Below are 16,917 nucleotides of genomic sequence, written 5' to 3' on the forward strand. Positions count from 1 at the left end.
TTATGTATGAGATTATTCCTTCTATAATATAGAGGCTTTCAGTAAGGAGGTGGGCGAATCTGTTGCTCATTTTAGAAAGAGTAATAGGTATTATTATTGCGGTGGTGGTATTAGCTTCGCAATACGGGAGTCTATCGGCATCAGGAAATTACAAACGCGTTGACGAAGAAGCGCTTGACTCGAAGATATTGAAGGAAGTAACACAAGAAGAGCGGATACAGCAAGTAAAGCCAACGAAGCAAGAAAAACAAGAGAAACAACAGAAACAACAGAAACAAGTTAAATCTGTTGCTGCTGCGCACATACAAATGACGGATATGCTTGAGCAGTATATAGAGCTCCATCATGAGAAAACAGTGAGCCGGGCAAAACTGCTGAAGTATGTGAAGTGGGTAGGCCAATATACGAAGGATACGGATATCGATTCCGTCTGGATTCTGGCTATGATGTGGCAAGAGAGCCGGATGTTAGAGGAAAGTGTATCATCCCATGGAGCGATTGGTTTACTTCAGATTCTTCCAAGCACAGCGAAATCGTTGGGAGTTAGCAAACAGGAGCTACATCAGCCTGAAACAAATATCAGGACAAGCATTATATACTTGAAATATCTTATGGATAAGTACGATGGAAATCTTCGTACAGCAACCATTGCGTACAATCAGGGAGAAGGCAATGTAGCTAAGGGAAAGGCTCGTCCATGGTACTACAATCAAGTGAAGGAACATCATAACAAGATGCTTGGAATAATCAAAAAAGGTCAATAAACATCAGTTAACAATAGATTTTTAATACTACAATATCGTTTATCAATTTTACATAGGGAGATCCAAATGGGAAAATTTCCAGAACATATTAGTACGAATTTGCAGGTAGATAAGAAGCATTACACAATGGATGACCTAGAAAATATTGAACGTTGTAAGCTCGATGAACATTTCCTCGGGGATTGTATTCTGGTCAATGAGAACCTGATTTGGCATTCCGTTCATAAGTACATTGGAAAGCCCGAAATGATTATTAAGAATCATTGTGTAGAGAAGGATGATATTCTCCAACTGGGCCGTCTGGGATTCATTAAAGCGATTAGGGCATTTGATATGGGACGTGGCGTGAAATTTAGTTCGTTTGCTGTCACTGCGATTGTCAGAGAAATCCGATGTTTTCTAAGAGATAGTGCAAGCATTATTCGTCCAACTCGCACAGCTACGGAATTAATCAACCGAATCAATCGACTTGAACACGATATGGGCTACCTGCCACCACCACATGAAATCGCATTGTTACTGGATGAGGAAGAAGAGAAGATCAACAAAGCACTCCAAGTGGGTAAAGGGGTGAAGTACCTGGATGAGCCTGTAGGTGCTGATGATCAACAAACTCAATCCGTGACATTGATGGATACCATCTATAGTGGGGAGAACATTGAAGAAGGTATTCTGGACAAGTTATACGTTGATGCGGTTATTGATTCGGTCAAGCGCAAGCTTAGTGAGAAAGAAATGACTGTACTGAAGTATCGTGTAGAAGGATTTAATCAAACTCAGACCGCAGATATGGAAGACATTAGCCAGATGAGAGTCTCTAGAATTATGCGAAAAGTAGCTAAAATGCTGAATAAAAAGGATCAGGCATGATCGTCGTCTCAACCCTTCATATCTTATATAACGTCTCATACATAACGTCCCTCCCGCATTTAAGCGTGAGGGATTTTTGCTGTTTTTGCCCTATGGGACATACTCCAAGTTGTCCGGACATAAGATAGTACAAGATTCCAAGTGACCCGGAGGAATGAATTGATGCGAAAAATAACGAAAGTACTTGCATGCATGCTTATCCCTGTCTTCTTGCTGTCTTCATTAGGGGTTACTCAAGCCCAGGCAACGATTCAAGGTCCGTCTACACATGCGCAAAGCGCTGCTCTCATTGATGTCACATCAGGCCGGATCTTATACAGCAAGGATGGGGATAAAGAACTGCGAATTGCCAGCTTGACCAAAATCATGACAGCGATCGTAGCGATCGAACACAGCAAGCTGGATGAGAAAGTGAAAGTGTCTCCCTCAGCTTTTGCCAAAGAAGGATCTTCTCTCTATCTCAAGTTAGGTGAAGAGATGACGCTTGAAAACATGTTGTACGGGCTCATGCTCCGTTCAGGCAATGACGCGGCCTCTGCGATCGCAGAACATGTCGGTGGATCGGAAGAAGGCTTTGTCCTGTTAATGAACAAAAAGGCGGAGCAAATCGGTCTGACGCATTCTCATTTTATGAACCCTCATGGACTGGATGCAGAAGGTCACTATTCAACAGCTAACGACTTGGCACGATTAACGGCATATGCATTGCACAATCCGGTGTTCAAACGCATCGTAGCCACGGAAGACAAATCCGCACCGAATCCCAATGAAAGCTGGGAGTACTCCTGGCATAACAAAAATAAAATGCTCCGGATGTATGAAGGTGCGGATGGAGTGAAAACCGGCTACACAAAGAAAGCTTTCAGATGTTTGGTCAGCTCGGCTACACGTAACGGACAGCAGCTCGCCGCAGTAACGCTGAACGACGGAAACGATTGGAACGATCATGCTCGGATGCTTGATTTCGGGTTTGAGTACTTCCCGTTAGTAGAGGTCGCCAAGCAAGAACAGCCTGTGCAAAATACAGATGTCGTTACGGGCCGGGGATTCTGGTACCCACTGGCTAAAAGTGAAGAAGGCTCATTGACCAAGAAGTTGATCCTACACGAAAATAGAGGACAGTCGGAAACGGAAGGCAAGGAACAATCGACAGATCCTTCGTTCGGATTGGCAGGTCGCATTGATATGCAGCTTGACGGCAAACTTGTTGGCTCAATTCCGGTGTATCGCAAAGGCAGTTATATTCCTCCTGAACCGAAGACAGAAGATGCAACGTTGGGTGGAATCGGTGATGTCTCTTCCTGGGCAGCTGCATGGCGTGCCGTGTTAAGCCACCTGTTGTCTCCTTAGCTAAATCGCCATTGAAGGGAGGATATAATCCATGATTAATCTAATTTGGCTGCTCATGATTTTAATCGGATTTGCTTTTGCAGCCGTGAGCGGCAATATCGAAGTGGTCACGCAAGCTGCTTTTGATGGGGCGGCAACGGGAGTCACGGTCTGTTTTGGACTTATTAGTGTGCTTGTGTTCTGGATGGGCATGATGAAAATGGCTGAAGATGCGGGTCTCCTGGCCCGTATTGCCAAGCTGCTCGGTCCGGTTGTGGGTTTCCTGTTCCCCGATGTGCCCAAAAATCATCCGGCGATGGGTTATATTCTCTCCAATATGAGTGCCAATCTGCTGGGGCTAGGAAATGCAGCTACTCCCATGGGAATCAAAGCCATGCAACAGCTGCAGGAGCTTAATCCGGACAAACAAACCGCTTCTCCTGCCATGTGCACCTTACTGGCTCTGAATACGGCCAGTATTACCATCATTCCGACAACCCTTATTGCCATCCGGCTAAACTATCATTCTGCAAATGCTACAGAGATTGTGGGAACAACATTGATGGCTACCATTATCGCTACACTTGCTGCTATCATCGCCGATCGCTGGTATCGAAACAGGGCTTTACACAAACCGCCGCGCATACAGAAAAGTGGCAATCCCGGCATGAAAGGATGAGCACCTTTGTTAACCTTCATCAACTGGATCTCCGTCTGGGCCATCCCGGTTATTATCGCGTTTGTTCCATTATATGCGTTTACCAAAAAGGTCCCGGTTTACGAATCCTTTGTTGATGGGGCCAAGGATGGATTCTCTACTGCAATCAGTATTATTCCACATCTCGTGGGCATGATGGTCGCAATCAGCGTATTTCGTGCCTCGGGTGCACTGGATTTTGTGATTAGTCTGTTCGCTCCGCTGGTGTCCTGGATGGGTGTTCCGGGCGAAGTATTGCCACTCGGAATACTCCGTCCTTTAACGGGGACAGGCTCTCTGGCGTTTACAACCGATCTAATCAAAACCCATGGCCCTGACTCCATGATTGGACGTATGGCATCTACGATTCAGGGGAGTACAGACACCACGTTATATGTGCTGACTGTTTATTTTGGGGCTGTAGGCATACGGAACGGTCGATATGCACTCAAAGTAGGGTTGTTTTCCGATGTTGTTGGTTTTATTGCTGCCCTCGCCATTTGTTTGCTCGTTTTTGGTTAAAAGATATCTCCTTTCCTTCCGATATATTAGATATGCTAGAATAATAGCGGAGGAGAGTGAGACATGCAGAAGAGTTGGAAACGAATGCTCCGTGTCGGAATGACAGGCGTGCTTGCTATTGCAATGCTCGCAGGTTCAACGGGGCTGGCGGCAGCTCAAGCCGTTCAGACGATACATTTTACAGGTTACTTCGACAAGCAGCTGCGTGCACAAATGGCAGTTACGGCTGATTCTTTTCCAGTCGTGAATGTACGTTTGGTCAAGCAGGATGAACCCGATATGGTATATTATGATGTTGGTACCTCGATATTGATCTCGAAGGATGAAGTGCTCACGAATTACCATGTCGTTCAGAGTTTTGCTGAACTGTCTGATGGCGATGAAGGTACACTGACTGTTGCAAGTCCGGGTTCCCTTAGCAAGCCTGTAAAGGCGAAGATTATTAAGACAGACCCGGTCACAGACATGGCACTGCTGAAGTTGGATAAGGAAATAGACGCCCAACCGGTCACGTTTGCAAACGCAAGGGATAACCAGGTTGTCTATACGATTGGATTCCCCAAAAATCCTGCTGGTGATCTTGTCATCCTGGATGAAGAATTTCCTTCAACCTACAATACGGTAGCCAAGAGCAGAGTGTTCAGTTCCCAAGCTTCGGACGTTCCAGGTAAAAAGGGAATCGGCAGTATTGTGAAATCCATGGCCCAAGGTAATTCAGGTGGCCCTGTTCTGGATCAGAACAACCGGGTCATTGGTATGATGACATTTGTGTACGGTGGACGTACCTATTATATTACTTCCAAAACAGTGCAGACTTTCATTAAAGAGAGTACCAAACCTGCCAAAAAACAGGTTGCAGTTGCCGGCAAAGTTTCCAATTAAATGAGTTGAGAAAAAGGCTTATCTTTACGCCATCTGTGTTCAACAGGTCGTGTAAAGGCAGGCTTTTTCTTTTGTCAATCTCAATGGGGAATGTAGTCTAAAATGCATATTCGTGTCGCCAGTTTACAAAATCCTTGGATTATCCTTGTGATTTCCTTGCGTGATGGGTATCATTAGTGTGAGGTGACATGACAAACATGGAAAGATTACAAAAAATTATCGCACAGGCAGGCATTGCATCCCGCCGCAAGAGCGAGGAACTAATCCTGTCCGGCAAAGTAGAAGTTAACGGGGAGGTCGTAACCGAACTGGGTACAAAAGCGAACCCCGAAGAGGATATGATTACGGTTAATGGAAAACCAATCCGCAGTGAGAAAAAAGTGTACTTGATGTTGAACAAGCCAAAAGGCGTAATCACAAGTGCATCTGACCCGGAAGGTCGGAAAATTGTATCCGACTACCTGAAAGGTGTCAAGGAACGCGTATATCCTGTAGGTCGTCTGGATTATGACACAGAGGGCTTATTAATCCTTACCAATGATGGTGAGTTTGCACATTTGCTGACGCATCCGAAGCATCACGTACCCAAAACGTATCATGCAACAGTTAAAGGTGTGCCGCATGGTACAGCTCTGGAGAAATTAAAGACAGGCATTATGCTGGATGACGGCATGACTGCTCCTGCAGAGGTAGAGTACAAAGATGTGGATACAGCGGCCAATGAGTCGGTCATTTCCATTACGATCTATGAAGGACGTAACCGTCAGGTTAGACGTATGTTCGAGGCAATCAACCATCCGGTAACCCGTCTGAAACGGATTTCGTTTGGGGGTATTTTGCTACAAAACCTGAAACGTGGTCTGACACGTCATCTGACCAAAGAGGAAGTCAACAACCTGATTACCCTCGCACAATCAGAACCAGCCAAAAAAATGAAAAAAAGGTAATGTGAGGACACATAATTTTCATAAAACCGCCGCAGTTTTGTGACGAAATTCGCTATAATTGTTCATAGGATGTTCACAGTTGTCTTAGACCAATAAAATGCGAATGCTACAGTCACTTAAAAGGGGAGCAGCACATGGGGAAATCAAGAAGAACGGTGCAAATCGTTATTTTGTTATTGATCCTGGTGTTGGGCGGATATGCGATTACGACATCGGTATCCGGCTCGAATGGCAAGCCAAAGGAAGGGGACAAGTCTCCTTCTTTTGAACTGCTGGGCCTGGATGGTCAAGTTCATACGTCTGATGAGTACAAAGGAAAAGCGATGGTGATCAATTTCTGGGGCACATGGTGTGAACCTTGTGTTAAAGAAATGCCCGCACTTCAGGCACAAGCTGACAAATGGAAGGACCAGGGAGTACAATTTGTCGGAATTAATGTTGGAGAAGATCAGATGACCGTGGATAATTTTGTACGGCAGGTTGGGGTTACATTTCCAATCATGCTTGACCGGGAGAAAAACTCGGTTCGTGATTTTGGGATCTCTCCGATGCCAACGACATTTTTTGTATCCGACACGGGCAAAATCTCTACCATTCATATCGGGCAACTTGATTTGGACACACTTGACGCTCAAATTTCGCAACTGGCGAAGCAGCCCTGACAGGAGGTCTATTCGTGTTCCAAAATACCAAATGTGAGTGCGGACACCAGAATCCGGTAGGCACTGTACTATGTGAAGCATGTGGGAAACCGCTGCTGGAGTCTGAAGCTAAATCGGATGAAGTGCTGGAAATGCGTTATGATGGCATGGCGCGCCGTTCACAGCGCAGTAATCCCAACATCATTGACCGCATATGGAACTTTTTTTCATCCGTCAAAATTGCTGTCTATATGATTGTTTTTACGCTTGTAGGTTCTATGCTTGGTACAATCTATCCGCAAGAAAGTACATTCTTGAATATTGATCCTTCCGTGTATTACAAAGAAACATACGGTCAATTGGGTCATATCTATTATCTGTTGGGGTTATCCCATACATACGAATCCTGGTGGTTTATTCTACTGTTGGTGCTGATTGGGGCATCATTGGTGATATGCAGTCTGGATCGCGTCCTACCGCTCTACAAAGCACTGAATAAACAGAGAATACGTAAACATACGCAATTTTTGACAAGACAGCGTCTGGTGTACCAAGGTACCATCGAAGAGGCACCAGAAGACTGGGTTAAGAAAGCGGTTACGCCGCTGAAAAAGAAAGGATACCGCGTGCACACCCAAGGGGATGCATTACTCGCCGAGAAACAGCGATTTAGTCGATGGGGCCCATATGTCATCCATATTGGACTCATTATATTTTTGCTGGCGGTGCTCGCACGAGGGCTTCCAGGTCTGAATCTGGACGAGCATGTCGCTTTTCCTGAAGGTGAGATCAAAAAGATCCCAAACACGTCGATGTATCTGCAAAATGAACAGTTTAATGTTGAATTCTACAGTGAGGAAGAAGTACCTGAGCAATTCCGTAACCTGAATAAGACCGTTCCAAAACTGTTCGAAACAAAAGTTGTTTTGTATGAATGTACAGCAGATTGTTCGGATCTCTCGAAGAAACCTCAGTTAGCTGAGGTGGCCAGACATGATGTACGCGTGAATCATCCATTGAATTATAACGGTCTGAAAGCATATCAGTTTGATTATGATCTAACTCCAACTATTCGGTCCGTAACGCCTGATCTGGTCAATACAAAGACGGGTGAAGTATACGGGGCAATTAAGATCGATATGGTAGATACCCAAAGAACATTTGAAGCTGGTCCTTATAAGCTCACGGTAAAAGAAAAGTTTATGGACTTTGGATTAGATGAGAATGGTCAGCCCAAATCCAAATCGCCTTCACCTAATGCACCTGCTTTTCTCTTTCTCATCAAGGGACCGGATCTGCCCGAAGAGGGGATACAATATCTGTACTTTGCAAAGCAGATTGATAAACAACGGTTTCAACAAGATGAGATTAACCAACAGTTGATTGGAGCTGAGATTCCTTTACAGCTGGAAGTAGACAGCATGGACAAGGTCGATATTATTCAGTCCGTAAGTTATCTCAATATAAGAGTGGATAAGGCAATGCCTTTTGTGTGGGTAGGAGCCGGGATTGTTATGTTGGGTCTGGTCATGGGTTTTTATTGGCATCATCGCCGTATCTGGATTCGTTTTGATGATAAACAGCTCACTTTGGGTGGACATACCAACAAAAACTGGTTTGGCTTCAGGCGTGAAGTTGCGGCCGTCTTGAAACAGATGAATCTGGAAGTGGAAGAGAAGTCGTTGGATAACGGGGGGAACCAGGCATGAGATTATTGGATTTCAGCAGCGATGCATTTATCGTATCTTTCTTTCTCTATTGTGCTGCATTCTTGTTATATGCTGTCGCGGTCATGGGCAAAAAATGGAGTAATCGTGATCCTCTGGACCATATGAATCGCTGGGGTAAAAGAGCTTTTATCGCTTCGACTGTCGCCTTGGCGGCACATATCGTATTTTTTGTAACCCGATGGGCTGGGGCAGGTCATATCCCGGTTAGTAACATGTATGAGTTCATGTCTTTTCTGTCCATGATGATCATGGTTGCATTTATTGTTGTATATGCCATATACCGCAAGTCATTACTGGGTTTGTTTGCGTTACCACTTACCATTATTATTATGGCGTACGCCGCTGTATTTCCTCAGGAGGTACAACCATTAATCCCGGCGCTTCAGTCCATTTGGCTGAAAATTCACGTGACGCTGGCCGCGCTTGGTGAAGCATTCTTCGCCGTGGGTTTTGCCGCAGGGTTCATGTATTTGCTCCGTACTGTTGATTTCAGTGGTAAAGACAAATCTTCAAGACGTCAACGAGGATGGGTTGAATTCACCCTGGTTACGATCGTTGTAGTCATCGGATTTATCGGAACGGTATTTGCCTTTCGTGCAGCTGGCTATGAGGCGGTTTTTGTACAGAAAACGGTCAGCATTGACACAGAGGTACAGGAAAATAGTACAATAGAGAAAGTGATTTATCGCATGCCTCCGATTTTTGCACCATATAATAGCGAAGTGGAGAGCATGACACCGTTTCTTGGCATGAAAAAACCTTTACTTGAGACGCCTTCCTGGATGAACGGGGTAAATGCCGGACGCAAGCTGAATACGGTGGTTTGGTCACTTATTGTAGGTCTGATCCTGTATGGAATTGTACGACTTCTTGTGCGCAGACCACTTGGACAAGCGTTGCAGCCAATGATGGATGGAATCGATGCCGATGATCTGGATGAGATAAGTTATCGTGCGATTGCCATCGGTTTTCCGATATTTACGCTGGGCGCATTAATTTTTGCCATGATCTGGGCTCAGATTGCCTGGAGTCGCTTTTGGGGTTGGGACCCCAAAGAGGTGTGGGCATTAATTACATGGCTATATTATAGTGTGTATCTGCATTTGCGTTTATCCAGAGGTTGGCAAGGTCAAAAGTCTGCATGGCTTGCAGTTCTTGGCTTCCTGGTGGTCATGTTTACGCTGGTTGGAGTGAATCTGATCATTGCCGGATTACATTCTTATGCTGGAGCTGACTAAGGACAGACTCGTATTGCAAAGGTTGAGTTTAGAAGCGGGAAACACAAACGTACCTTTTTATTGAAGGGTATTCAAATATTGTTCGCCAGATCGAACATAATAGAAGTGATGAGGAGTTATTGCAAAGGGGCTGGAGAGGCATGGTTGAACATGAGAATCGAATACTGGTCGTGGATGACGAAGAGAGAATCCGCAGGCTTTTAAAAATGTATCTTGAAAAAGAAGGTTATGAAATCGATGAAGCGGAGGATGGGGAAACTGCGCTGCGTAAAGCAACAGCAGGGGACTACGGGCTGATTTTGCTTGATGTGATGTTGCCGGGTATGGATGGAGTTGAAGTGTGTACCCGTCTTCGTCAGGTGAAATCAACGCCGGTTTTGATGCTCACTGCAAAAGGTGAAGAGATTAACCGGGTTCAAGGCTTCGAAGTTGGCGCTGATGACTATGTTGTTAAACCATTCAGCCCGCGTGAAGTGATTTATCGCGTCAAAGCGATTTTGCGTCGATCTTCCGCGACAGCTTATCTCTCCAAGGAGAGCAATTCGAGTAACAACATCGTGTTCCCGCATCTGGTTATTGAGCATGATGCCCACCGGGTAACCGCTGGTGGTGAAGAGATTAGTCTTACACCAAAAGAATATGAATTGCTGCACTACCTGGCAACATCTCCCGACAAAGTTTTCTCCAGAGAAGAATTGCTCAAAGATGTATGGAATTACGAATTCTTTGGCGATCTTCGTACCGTGGATACGCATGTGAAGCGTCTTCGCGAGAAACTTAACAAGGTATCGCCTGAGTCGGCGGCCATGATTACGACGGTGTGGGGTGTGGGTTATAAACTGGAAGTACCGAAGTAGTTTTAGTTTCTGGAGATCACTGGTCGGGAAGTTATGGATCACTATTATCTGCCTTGTGGGTTGTGTACTTATAGCGCTGGGTCTATTTTTGCTGCCCTACATTGATACGAACTTTGCAGAATCCGAATCCAGAGATATTAAGCGGTTGTTCACCTATATCTGTATTATCGGATTCAGTTTAACCACGTTTTTTGCATTGTTTCTATTCACCAAAATAACGCAGCCCATGCAGCAATTGATTCAGGCAGCCAATGCGATTCGCAAAGGGAACTACGGAACACGTCTCTCTCTGGTAACGAGTGATGAGATTGGTGAACTTGCCAACACATTTAATCATATGGCTGCCCAACTGGAAGATAATATTCGAAACCTTAACCATGAGAAAGAACATTTGGCGAGTGTGCTTCGCAGCATGACCGATGCGGTGGTTACATTTGATGGTGAAGGAAAAGTTATTCTGACGAATCCGCCAGGAGAGAAGATCATGCAGGCATGGTATGATCTCGATTGGGCAAAAATGGACGAAGGACAAGATTCCGAGCAGTCTGACAAGACTTCGCGTGATGTACCTGAGCCCCTTCTTCCTTTGTTCAGAATGGTGATGGAGCAAGGTAGGGACCAGAACTCCAATGTTCACGTGCAGCAAGGTGTCTGGTCTGTTCAGATGGCACCGTTGTATGCTGACAGTGTTGTCAGAGGGGCTGTGGCTGTCTTAAGAGATGTAACAGAAGAAGTGCGTCTGGAGAAAATGCGGCGTGATTTCGTGGCTAACGTATCTCATGAGATACGAACTCCGCTATCCATGATGCAAGGCTACAGTGAAGCCCTATTGGACGGTATGGCAACCTCACCGGAAGAGAGCGAAGAACTGATCCAGGTCATTCATGATGAGTCCCTGCGGATGGGCAGACTGGTTAAAGACTTGCTTGACCTTGCGAGGATGGAAGCTGGACACACGGACATGGTGATGAAGGAAGTTGACCTCGGAGAACTACTTGAGCGTGTATATCGGAAGTTCTCGGTCCGTTCAAAAGAACAGGGAATTCAACTGCGCTTTAAGTTCGAACAGCCAACCATTGCACTTCAACAAGCAGATGAGGATCGACTTGAGCAAGTATTTACGAATTTGCTAGATAATGCGTTTAGACATACGCCTACTGGCAAAAATGTAATGATCTCAGCCGAGCGGGTCACTTATCTTCGTGCTCCATTTGTCAGAGTTTCTGTGAAGGATCAGGGTGTAGGTATCCCTTCATCTGACTTGCCATTTATTTTCGAACGATTCTACAAAGCAGACAAGGCTCGTGTTCGGGGAGAAAGTGTAGGTACGGGGCTTGGTTTAGCGATTGTGAAAAATATTGTTGATGCGCATCAAGGCATGATTACCGTTAATAGTGTGCTTGGCGAAGGAACAGAGTTTATTTTGCAATTTCCTTTGGATTCATCGAAATAGGCTGAATTTCATACAAAAAGTGCGGAAACACCCTCTTATGCAGGGTGTTTTTTTGTTGAAGACTACCGTTTAATCTTGTTCAACGTGGAACATGAATGGTCTTTTTTTGACTAAAAAGAGTGTCCAAGATAATTTTTCTTCCTATATGACATAAGCTTGAAAAGCAAGCAAGATAGAGGAGGATTGAGTTAAGCATGTCCGATGATCGAAAAAGGGTCAATATTAAAGCATTCTTGGAAGGCAGATCTTTTAGAGCGGGCTCTTACGTTTATTCCAATAACCACAAGTGAACTGGAGCAGTTTGAATCCATACTGCGTTCTTTGGCTGTAGCTATTCCTGCTGCAATCAGTCAGCCGACTTCTGCCAATATACTGTCATTGCAGAACGGATTACGTCAGTTACTTACTTTTGTAAATCAATCCGGATTTCGTGCCGGGGTAAAGGCTGAATTACAAGCCGTATTGGAATTAACGATTGCAGGTTCAGAGGTTGTCCCTGTTCCTCTTATTAATCTCGCAGGTAACCTGCAAAACTTACTGGATGACTTGTTAAGTGTGACGCTGCTTCTGGAAGCACCACCTGCAGAAAAAGATAAACTTGTGGGATTAATTCGATCGATCTCGATATCGCTAAGCCGGGCGACGACAACTCTTGGAACTGGAGGGATTACCGGACCAGCTGGCCCACAGGGAGTGCCAGGAGTCCCGGGGGTGAAAGGGGCTAATGGCACACCGGGAGGAATTGGACCAGTAGGCCCAGTAGGCCCGGTTGGCCCAGTTGGTCCACAGGGAGCACAGGGTCCGGCAGGAGCACCTGGTGTTGGCTTGAACAATATTACTGCATATGATCCTGCACTGGGACCAACTTATGCTCAAGGTCAAGTAGTAAGCTACGAGGGTAGTCTTTATGTTGCCAATGTAAACGGTCCCTTGGGTTCACCCGGAAGTTCTCCAGACTACACGCTTTTGCTGTCGGGTGGAACGACTGGAGCAACGGGAGCAACCGGAGCTGGTTTGACAGGAGCCGTGGCATTTAATCCAGTGCTCGCCCCGAGTTATCCAGCAGGTCAAGTAATTACGTATAACGGTAGTACTTACATTACGAGTGTAGCTGGTCCTCTAGGAACACCAGGATCTTCATCGAATTACACATTAATCGCTGCTGCGGGGGCGACTGGTGCAACTGGAGCCACAGGTGCAGGATTAAGTGGCATCGTGCCATTCGATCCCGCATTAGCACCAACATATCCAGCTGGACAGATCGTCACGTTTGGTGGCAGTACTTACATTACAAATGTCGCTTCGCCAACGGGTACGCCAGGAAGTTCGCCAGATTATACGTTGTTAGCAGGAGCGGGAGTTACAGGTGCGACCGGAGCTACGGGCATCGGTCTCAATGGTGCAGTTCCGTTTGACCCTGCAGTAGCTCCAACGTACCCAGCCGGTCAGGTCGTTACCTTTAATGGCAGTACGTATATAACGACTGTGGCTTCTCCTACGGGTACGCCAGGTACTTCGCCAGACTTATACATTGCTTGCTGGTGCAGGACCTACAGGAGCCACAGGTGCATCAGGTGTAACGGGAACAACAGGGGCGGGATTGACAGGGCTAGTACCATTCGATCCAGCCGTAGCCCCAACGTATCCAGCGGGTCAGGTAGTAACGTTTAATGGCAGTACGTATATTGCGAATGTGGCATCACCAACCGGAACGCCGGGCACATCGCCGGATTACACGTTGCTTGCTGGTGCGGGAGCAACGGGTGTGACGGGGGCAACTGGCGTTGGAGTGACAGGAAGTACTGGTGAAACAGGAGCGACTGGTGTTGCAGGGTTGACTGGGGCGACGGGGATCACAGGAGCCACAGGAGTAAGTGTAACAGGTAGTACTGGAGTCACAGGTACAACCGGAGAAACAGGTATAACAGGTGCAACGGGAGTCGGCGTAACGGGAAGTACCGGGTCAACTGGTGTCACTGGTGAAACAGGAGCGACAGGTGAAACCGGAGCCACGGGAGTTGGCGTAACGGGAAGTACCGGAGCAACTGGTGCGACTGGGGAAACCGGAGCGACAGGTATAACGGGAGCCACGGGAGTCGGTACAACGGGAAGTACCGGAGCAACCGGTGTTACGGGGGAAACCGGAGCAACTGGTGCTACAGGTATAACCGGAGCCACGGGAGTCGGTGTAACGGGAATTACCGGAGTTACTGGTGTCACTGGGGAAACCGGAGCGACAGGTATAACGGGAGCCACGGGAGTCGGTGTAACGGGAATTACCGGAGCAACTGGTATCACTGGGGAAACCGGAGCCACAGGTATAACGGGAGCCACGGGAGTCGGCGTTACCGGAGCAACAGGAGCAACAGGAACATCTGTAACATCTAACTCGGATTTTGCTGAGAACACTAATGGTACGATTGTTGTAATATTGGGTGGTACACTCGTTCCATTACCGAATAACCAAAATATTGGCACAGGTATAACCGTCAATGGGGCTAATGACACCTTCACGCTGACCAATGCAGGTCGTTACTATATCTCATACAAAATAAGTCTGACAGCTGCACTTGCTATCCAATCTCGGGTTTTACTTAACGGTACAGCTATTCCAGCGAGTGTAGTATCTCCAGTACTTTCTCTCAGTCAGCTGCAGTCTGACTTTATGGTCACCGTTACCGCTGGTTCAACAATACAGTTACAATTATTCGGGCTTGTTGGCGCAGCCGTTCTTTCTCCTCCGGGAGCTACACTAAACATTATTCAGTTAAGTTAAATTTTGTTTGCAAGCTTCATCACCGATATTTCAGCGGGTACACAACAAAAAGAGACGGGAACCACGAGGGTCCGTCTCTCCTTATACATTATAAAAATAAGTTTGATTATTCCAGAACAATTTCAACAGCAGTATTGATTTCAGGCAGCGCAGCAAGCTGCACAAGCACATCTTTTGGAACAGCTTTATCTACAGTCAGAATCATGATCGCTGCACCACCAATAATTTTACGTCCAACCTGCATGGATGCAATGTTGACATCGTTTTGTCCAAGAAGGGTTCCTACACGTCCGATAATACCTGGTTTATCGTTATGGGAGATCAAGATTTGATGACTTTCCGGAGCGATATCTACCGGGAATTTGTCCAGACGAACAATACGTTCTCCATAACCTGCAAGCAACGTACCTGCTACACGGCGTTCCTCAGCATCCTGAGTCGTAACCAATGTTACGGTAATCAGGTTAGTGAATCCTTTAGTTGCTGAGGTTTGGCTTACAACGACATTCAGATCACGGATTTTGGCCAGATGCATGGAGTTGACGATGTTGGCTTCTCCACCCAAATGTCTGGCGAGAATCCCTTTCACAATGTAGCGAGTGAGAGGAGATGTATCTACCTCAGAAAGTTCACCAGCATAGTCGATCCGAATCTCCTGCACTGCATTTTGTGTAATCTGTGCTGCAAAACTACCCAACGTTTCACCCAGTTTGAAATACGGCTGCAATTTATTCATCACGGTTGGTGCAACAGCCGGCATGTTAACTGCGTTCTTGAACGGTTCATTGCGCAGAATATGAAGAACTTGTTCGGATACGTCAATCGCTACGTTTTCTTGTGCCTCTACAGTGGATGCACCAAGGTGAGGTGTGACAATGATGCTAGGGTGATTCAGGAACGGGTGATCAGCGGCTGGCGGCTCGCTTTCGAATACGTCAAATGCTGCACCAGCAACAATATTTTGATCAATGGCTTCGACAAGTGCCATCTCATCTACAACTCCACCACGAGCACAGTTGATGATACGCATGCCTTTTTTCATCACTTCGAATTGTGGACGTGAAATCATATGCCGTGTTTCCGGAGTTAATGGCGTGTGAACGGTCATGAAGTCCGCATTGCGAATGATATCATCTACACTAGCCAGCTTCACTTGCAGCTTCTCGGCACGCTCCTCCGTGAGGAATGGGTCGTAAGCGAGAATGTCCATTCCGAATGCTTTGGCGCGCTTGGCAACTTCACTACCGATCCGTCCCATACCCAGTACACCGAGCGTTTTATTTCTTAATTCCACGCCCAGGAAGGTTTTACGATCCCACGTACCCTGAATTGTCTTGGCGTATGCCTGAGGAATGTGTCGTGCCAATGCCATCATCATGGCAAACGTGTGCTCACAGGTTGTAATGGTATTGCCATCAGGTGCATTAATAACGATGATACCGCGCTGTGTAGCAGCTTCCAGATCAATGTTATCCACACCAACACCTGCACGTCCGATCACCTTAAGGTTGGTACCAGCCGTCATAATACGATCTGTAACACGAGTCTGACTGCGAACCAAGAGGGCATCATAATCACCAATAATGGCAACAAGTTCATCTTCACTAAGACCGGTTTTCTTCTCAACAACAACATCATTTGCATCCACCAGTTGCTGGATACCCAGATCACTGATTGGGTCCGACACTAACACTTTGTACATGGTTTCTTCCTCCTTAGGTATGTGTATCTATATCGTCAAGGTCTGACCTCAGCGAAGAGGTGTTCCTTAAAACCAGGTTGTTTCTTCCTCCCAACAACGCGGTGTCGCAGCAGAGGGGGAAGGTGAAACAAATAGAGTGATCCCACAGATATCCTTTAAAATAAATCAAAAAACTCTCAATCCACATACTGCTTGCGCAATAAGGGACGAGAGTTGTCGTGGTACCACCCTAATTCACCGCCGTTTCGCAACGACAGTCTTAGCGGTCAATGAAGACCGAAGAGGATAACGGGTCTAAACCGATTGCACCTACTCCAATTTCAATGCAATAACTCAGGAGCGCTCAAGACCATTTGCCTGCCACCGATTCACACCTACCATCGGCTCTCTGTAAGACGAAGCAACGTCTTTTTTCCATCATCGTGTTTAACGTGACTAATTTTTTCATAATGTATCATGGCTGACATGAGCATGTCAATAGGCTTAAATGTTTTAAATTGTTTTGCAGG

General features: G+C 46.2%; 13 protein-coding genes, 2 pseudogenes and 1 other annotated feature. Of the genes and pseudogenes, 14 read left to right on the forward strand and 1 reads right to left on the reverse strand.

Annotated elements, in window-relative coordinates; translation table 11 throughout:
* Positions 1–62 precede the first annotated feature (62 nt).
* From J7E78_RS09630 to J7E78_RS09690, 14 genes and pseudogenes are all read left to right on the forward strand, one after another.
* A complete protein-coding gene (locus J7E78_RS09630) occupies positions 63–764 on the forward strand; it encodes a lytic transglycosylase domain-containing protein (RefSeq protein ID WP_215075972.1) in 702 nt (233 codons plus the stop codon).
* Between the two features lie 66 nt (positions 765–830).
* A complete protein-coding gene (locus tag J7E78_RS09635; RefSeq protein WP_215075973.1) occupies positions 831–1,634 on the forward strand; it encodes a sigma-70 family RNA polymerase sigma factor in 804 nt (267 codons plus the stop codon).
* Between the two features lie 162 nt (positions 1,635–1,796).
* Positions 1,797–2,984 (forward strand): D-alanyl-D-alanine carboxypeptidase family protein, encoded by a 1,188-nt coding sequence (locus J7E78_RS09640; RefSeq protein WP_215075974.1) that lies wholly within the window; start codon positions 1,797–1,799, stop codon positions 2,982–2,984.
* A gap of 31 nt (positions 2,985–3,015) precedes the next feature.
* Entirely contained in the window at positions 3,016–3,642 is a 627-nt protein-coding gene (locus J7E78_RS09645; RefSeq protein WP_215075975.1) for a nucleoside recognition domain-containing protein, read from the forward strand.
* 6 nt (positions 3,643–3,648) lie between these two features.
* Positions 3,649–4,182, forward strand: coding sequence for a spore maturation protein (locus J7E78_RS09650; RefSeq protein ID WP_017687658.1), 534 nt, complete (start codon positions 3,649–3,651; stop codon positions 4,180–4,182).
* Positions 4,183–4,245: 63 nt separating this feature from the next.
* Positions 4,246–5,064: a S1 family peptidase gene (locus J7E78_RS09655; RefSeq protein ID WP_215075976.1), complete on the forward strand. Its 819-nt coding sequence runs from the start codon at positions 4,246–4,248 to the stop codon at positions 5,062–5,064.
* 197 nt (positions 5,065–5,261) lie between these two features.
* Complete coding sequence (locus J7E78_RS09660) at positions 5,262–6,011, forward strand: pseudouridine synthase (protein ID WP_036607741.1); 750 nt, start codon at positions 5,262–5,264, stop codon at positions 6,009–6,011.
* A gap of 134 nt (positions 6,012–6,145) precedes the next feature.
* Positions 6,146–6,673 carry a redoxin family protein gene (locus J7E78_RS09665; protein ID WP_017687661.1) on the forward strand — a complete coding sequence of 176 codons (528 nt, stop codon included), beginning with the start codon at positions 6,146–6,148 and terminating at the stop codon, positions 6,671–6,673.
* 14 nt (positions 6,674–6,687) lie between these two features.
* On the forward strand, positions 6,688–8,361 hold the full coding sequence (gene resB / locus J7E78_RS09670) for a cytochrome c biogenesis protein ResB (RefSeq protein WP_215075977.1): 1,674 nt from the start codon (positions 6,688–6,690) through the stop codon (positions 8,359–8,361).
* Positions 8,358–9,620, forward strand: coding sequence for a cytochrome c biogenesis protein CcsA (gene ccsA / locus J7E78_RS09675; protein ID WP_215075978.1), 1,263 nt, complete (start codon positions 8,358–8,360; stop codon positions 9,618–9,620). Before resB ends, ccsA begins: the two co-directional genes overlap by 4 nt.
* Positions 9,621–9,760: 140 nt before the next feature.
* The gene (locus J7E78_RS09680) at positions 9,761–10,477 is read left to right on the forward strand and encodes a response regulator transcription factor (RefSeq protein ID WP_215075979.1); all 717 of its coding nucleotides are present in this window, start codon (positions 9,761–9,763) and stop codon (positions 10,475–10,477) included.
* Entirely contained in the window at positions 10,446–11,930 is a 1,485-nt protein-coding gene (locus J7E78_RS09685) for an ATP-binding protein (RefSeq protein WP_311516973.1), read from the forward strand. The genes J7E78_RS09680 and J7E78_RS09685 overlap by 32 nt, the downstream gene beginning before the upstream one ends.
* 201 nt (positions 11,931–12,131) lie before the next feature.
* Positions 12,132–12,557, forward strand: a pseudogene (locus J7E78_RS30185) (collagen-like repeat preface domain-containing protein); the annotation flags it as partial.
* 588 nt (positions 12,558–13,145) lie between these two features.
* Positions 13,146–14,706: pseudogene (locus J7E78_RS09690) on the forward strand (BclA C-terminal domain-containing protein).
* Between the two features lie 106 nt (positions 14,707–14,812).
* Here J7E78_RS09690 and serA read toward each other — a convergent pair.
* Positions 14,813–16,408, reverse strand: a complete 1,596-nt coding sequence (serA, locus tag J7E78_RS09695) for a phosphoglycerate dehydrogenase (RefSeq protein ID WP_215075980.1) — start codon at positions 16,406–16,408, stop codon at positions 14,813–14,815.
* A gap of 199 nt (positions 16,409–16,607) precedes the next feature.
* Positions 16,608–16,838 (reverse strand) — a binding site (T-box leader).
* Positions 16,839–16,917: the final 79 nt, after the last annotated feature.

It is taken from the genome of Paenibacillus polymyxa, from assembly GCF_018614975.1.
GTDB lineage: Bacteria > Bacillota > Bacilli > Paenibacillales > Paenibacillaceae > Paenibacillus > Paenibacillus polymyxa_E.

What these genes read in the sequence shown, in the direction of transcription:
- J7E78_RS09635 (WP_215075973.1), top strand. Translation starts at nt 831, where the DNA reads ATGGGAAAATTTCCAGAACATATTAGTACGAATTTGCAGGTAGATAAG.
- J7E78_RS09640 (WP_215075974.1), top strand. Translation starts at nt 1,797, where the DNA reads ATGCGAAAAATAACGAAAGTACTTGCATGCATGCTTATCCCTGTCTTC.
- J7E78_RS09645 (WP_215075975.1), top strand. Translation starts at nt 3,016, where the DNA reads ATGATTAATCTAATTTGGCTGCTCATGATTTTAATCGGATTTGCTTTT.
- J7E78_RS09655 (WP_215075976.1), top strand. Translation starts at nt 4,246, where the DNA reads ATGCAGAAGAGTTGGAAACGAATGCTCCGTGTCGGAATGACAGGCGTG.
- J7E78_RS09660 (WP_036607741.1), top strand. Translation starts at nt 5,262, where the DNA reads ATGGAAAGATTACAAAAAATTATCGCACAGGCAGGCATTGCATCCCGC.
- J7E78_RS09665 (WP_017687661.1), top strand. Translation starts at nt 6,146, where the DNA reads ATGGGGAAATCAAGAAGAACGGTGCAAATCGTTATTTTGTTATTGATC.
- ccsA (WP_215075978.1), top strand. Translation starts at nt 8,358, where the DNA reads ATGAGATTATTGGATTTCAGCAGCGATGCATTTATCGTATCTTTCTTT.
- J7E78_RS09680 (WP_215075979.1), top strand. Translation starts at nt 9,761, where the DNA reads ATGGTTGAACATGAGAATCGAATACTGGTCGTGGATGACGAAGAGAGA.
- serA (WP_215075980.1), bottom strand. Translation starts at nt 16,408, where the DNA reads ATGTACAAAGTGTTAGTGTCGGACCCAATCAGTGATCTGGGTATCCAG.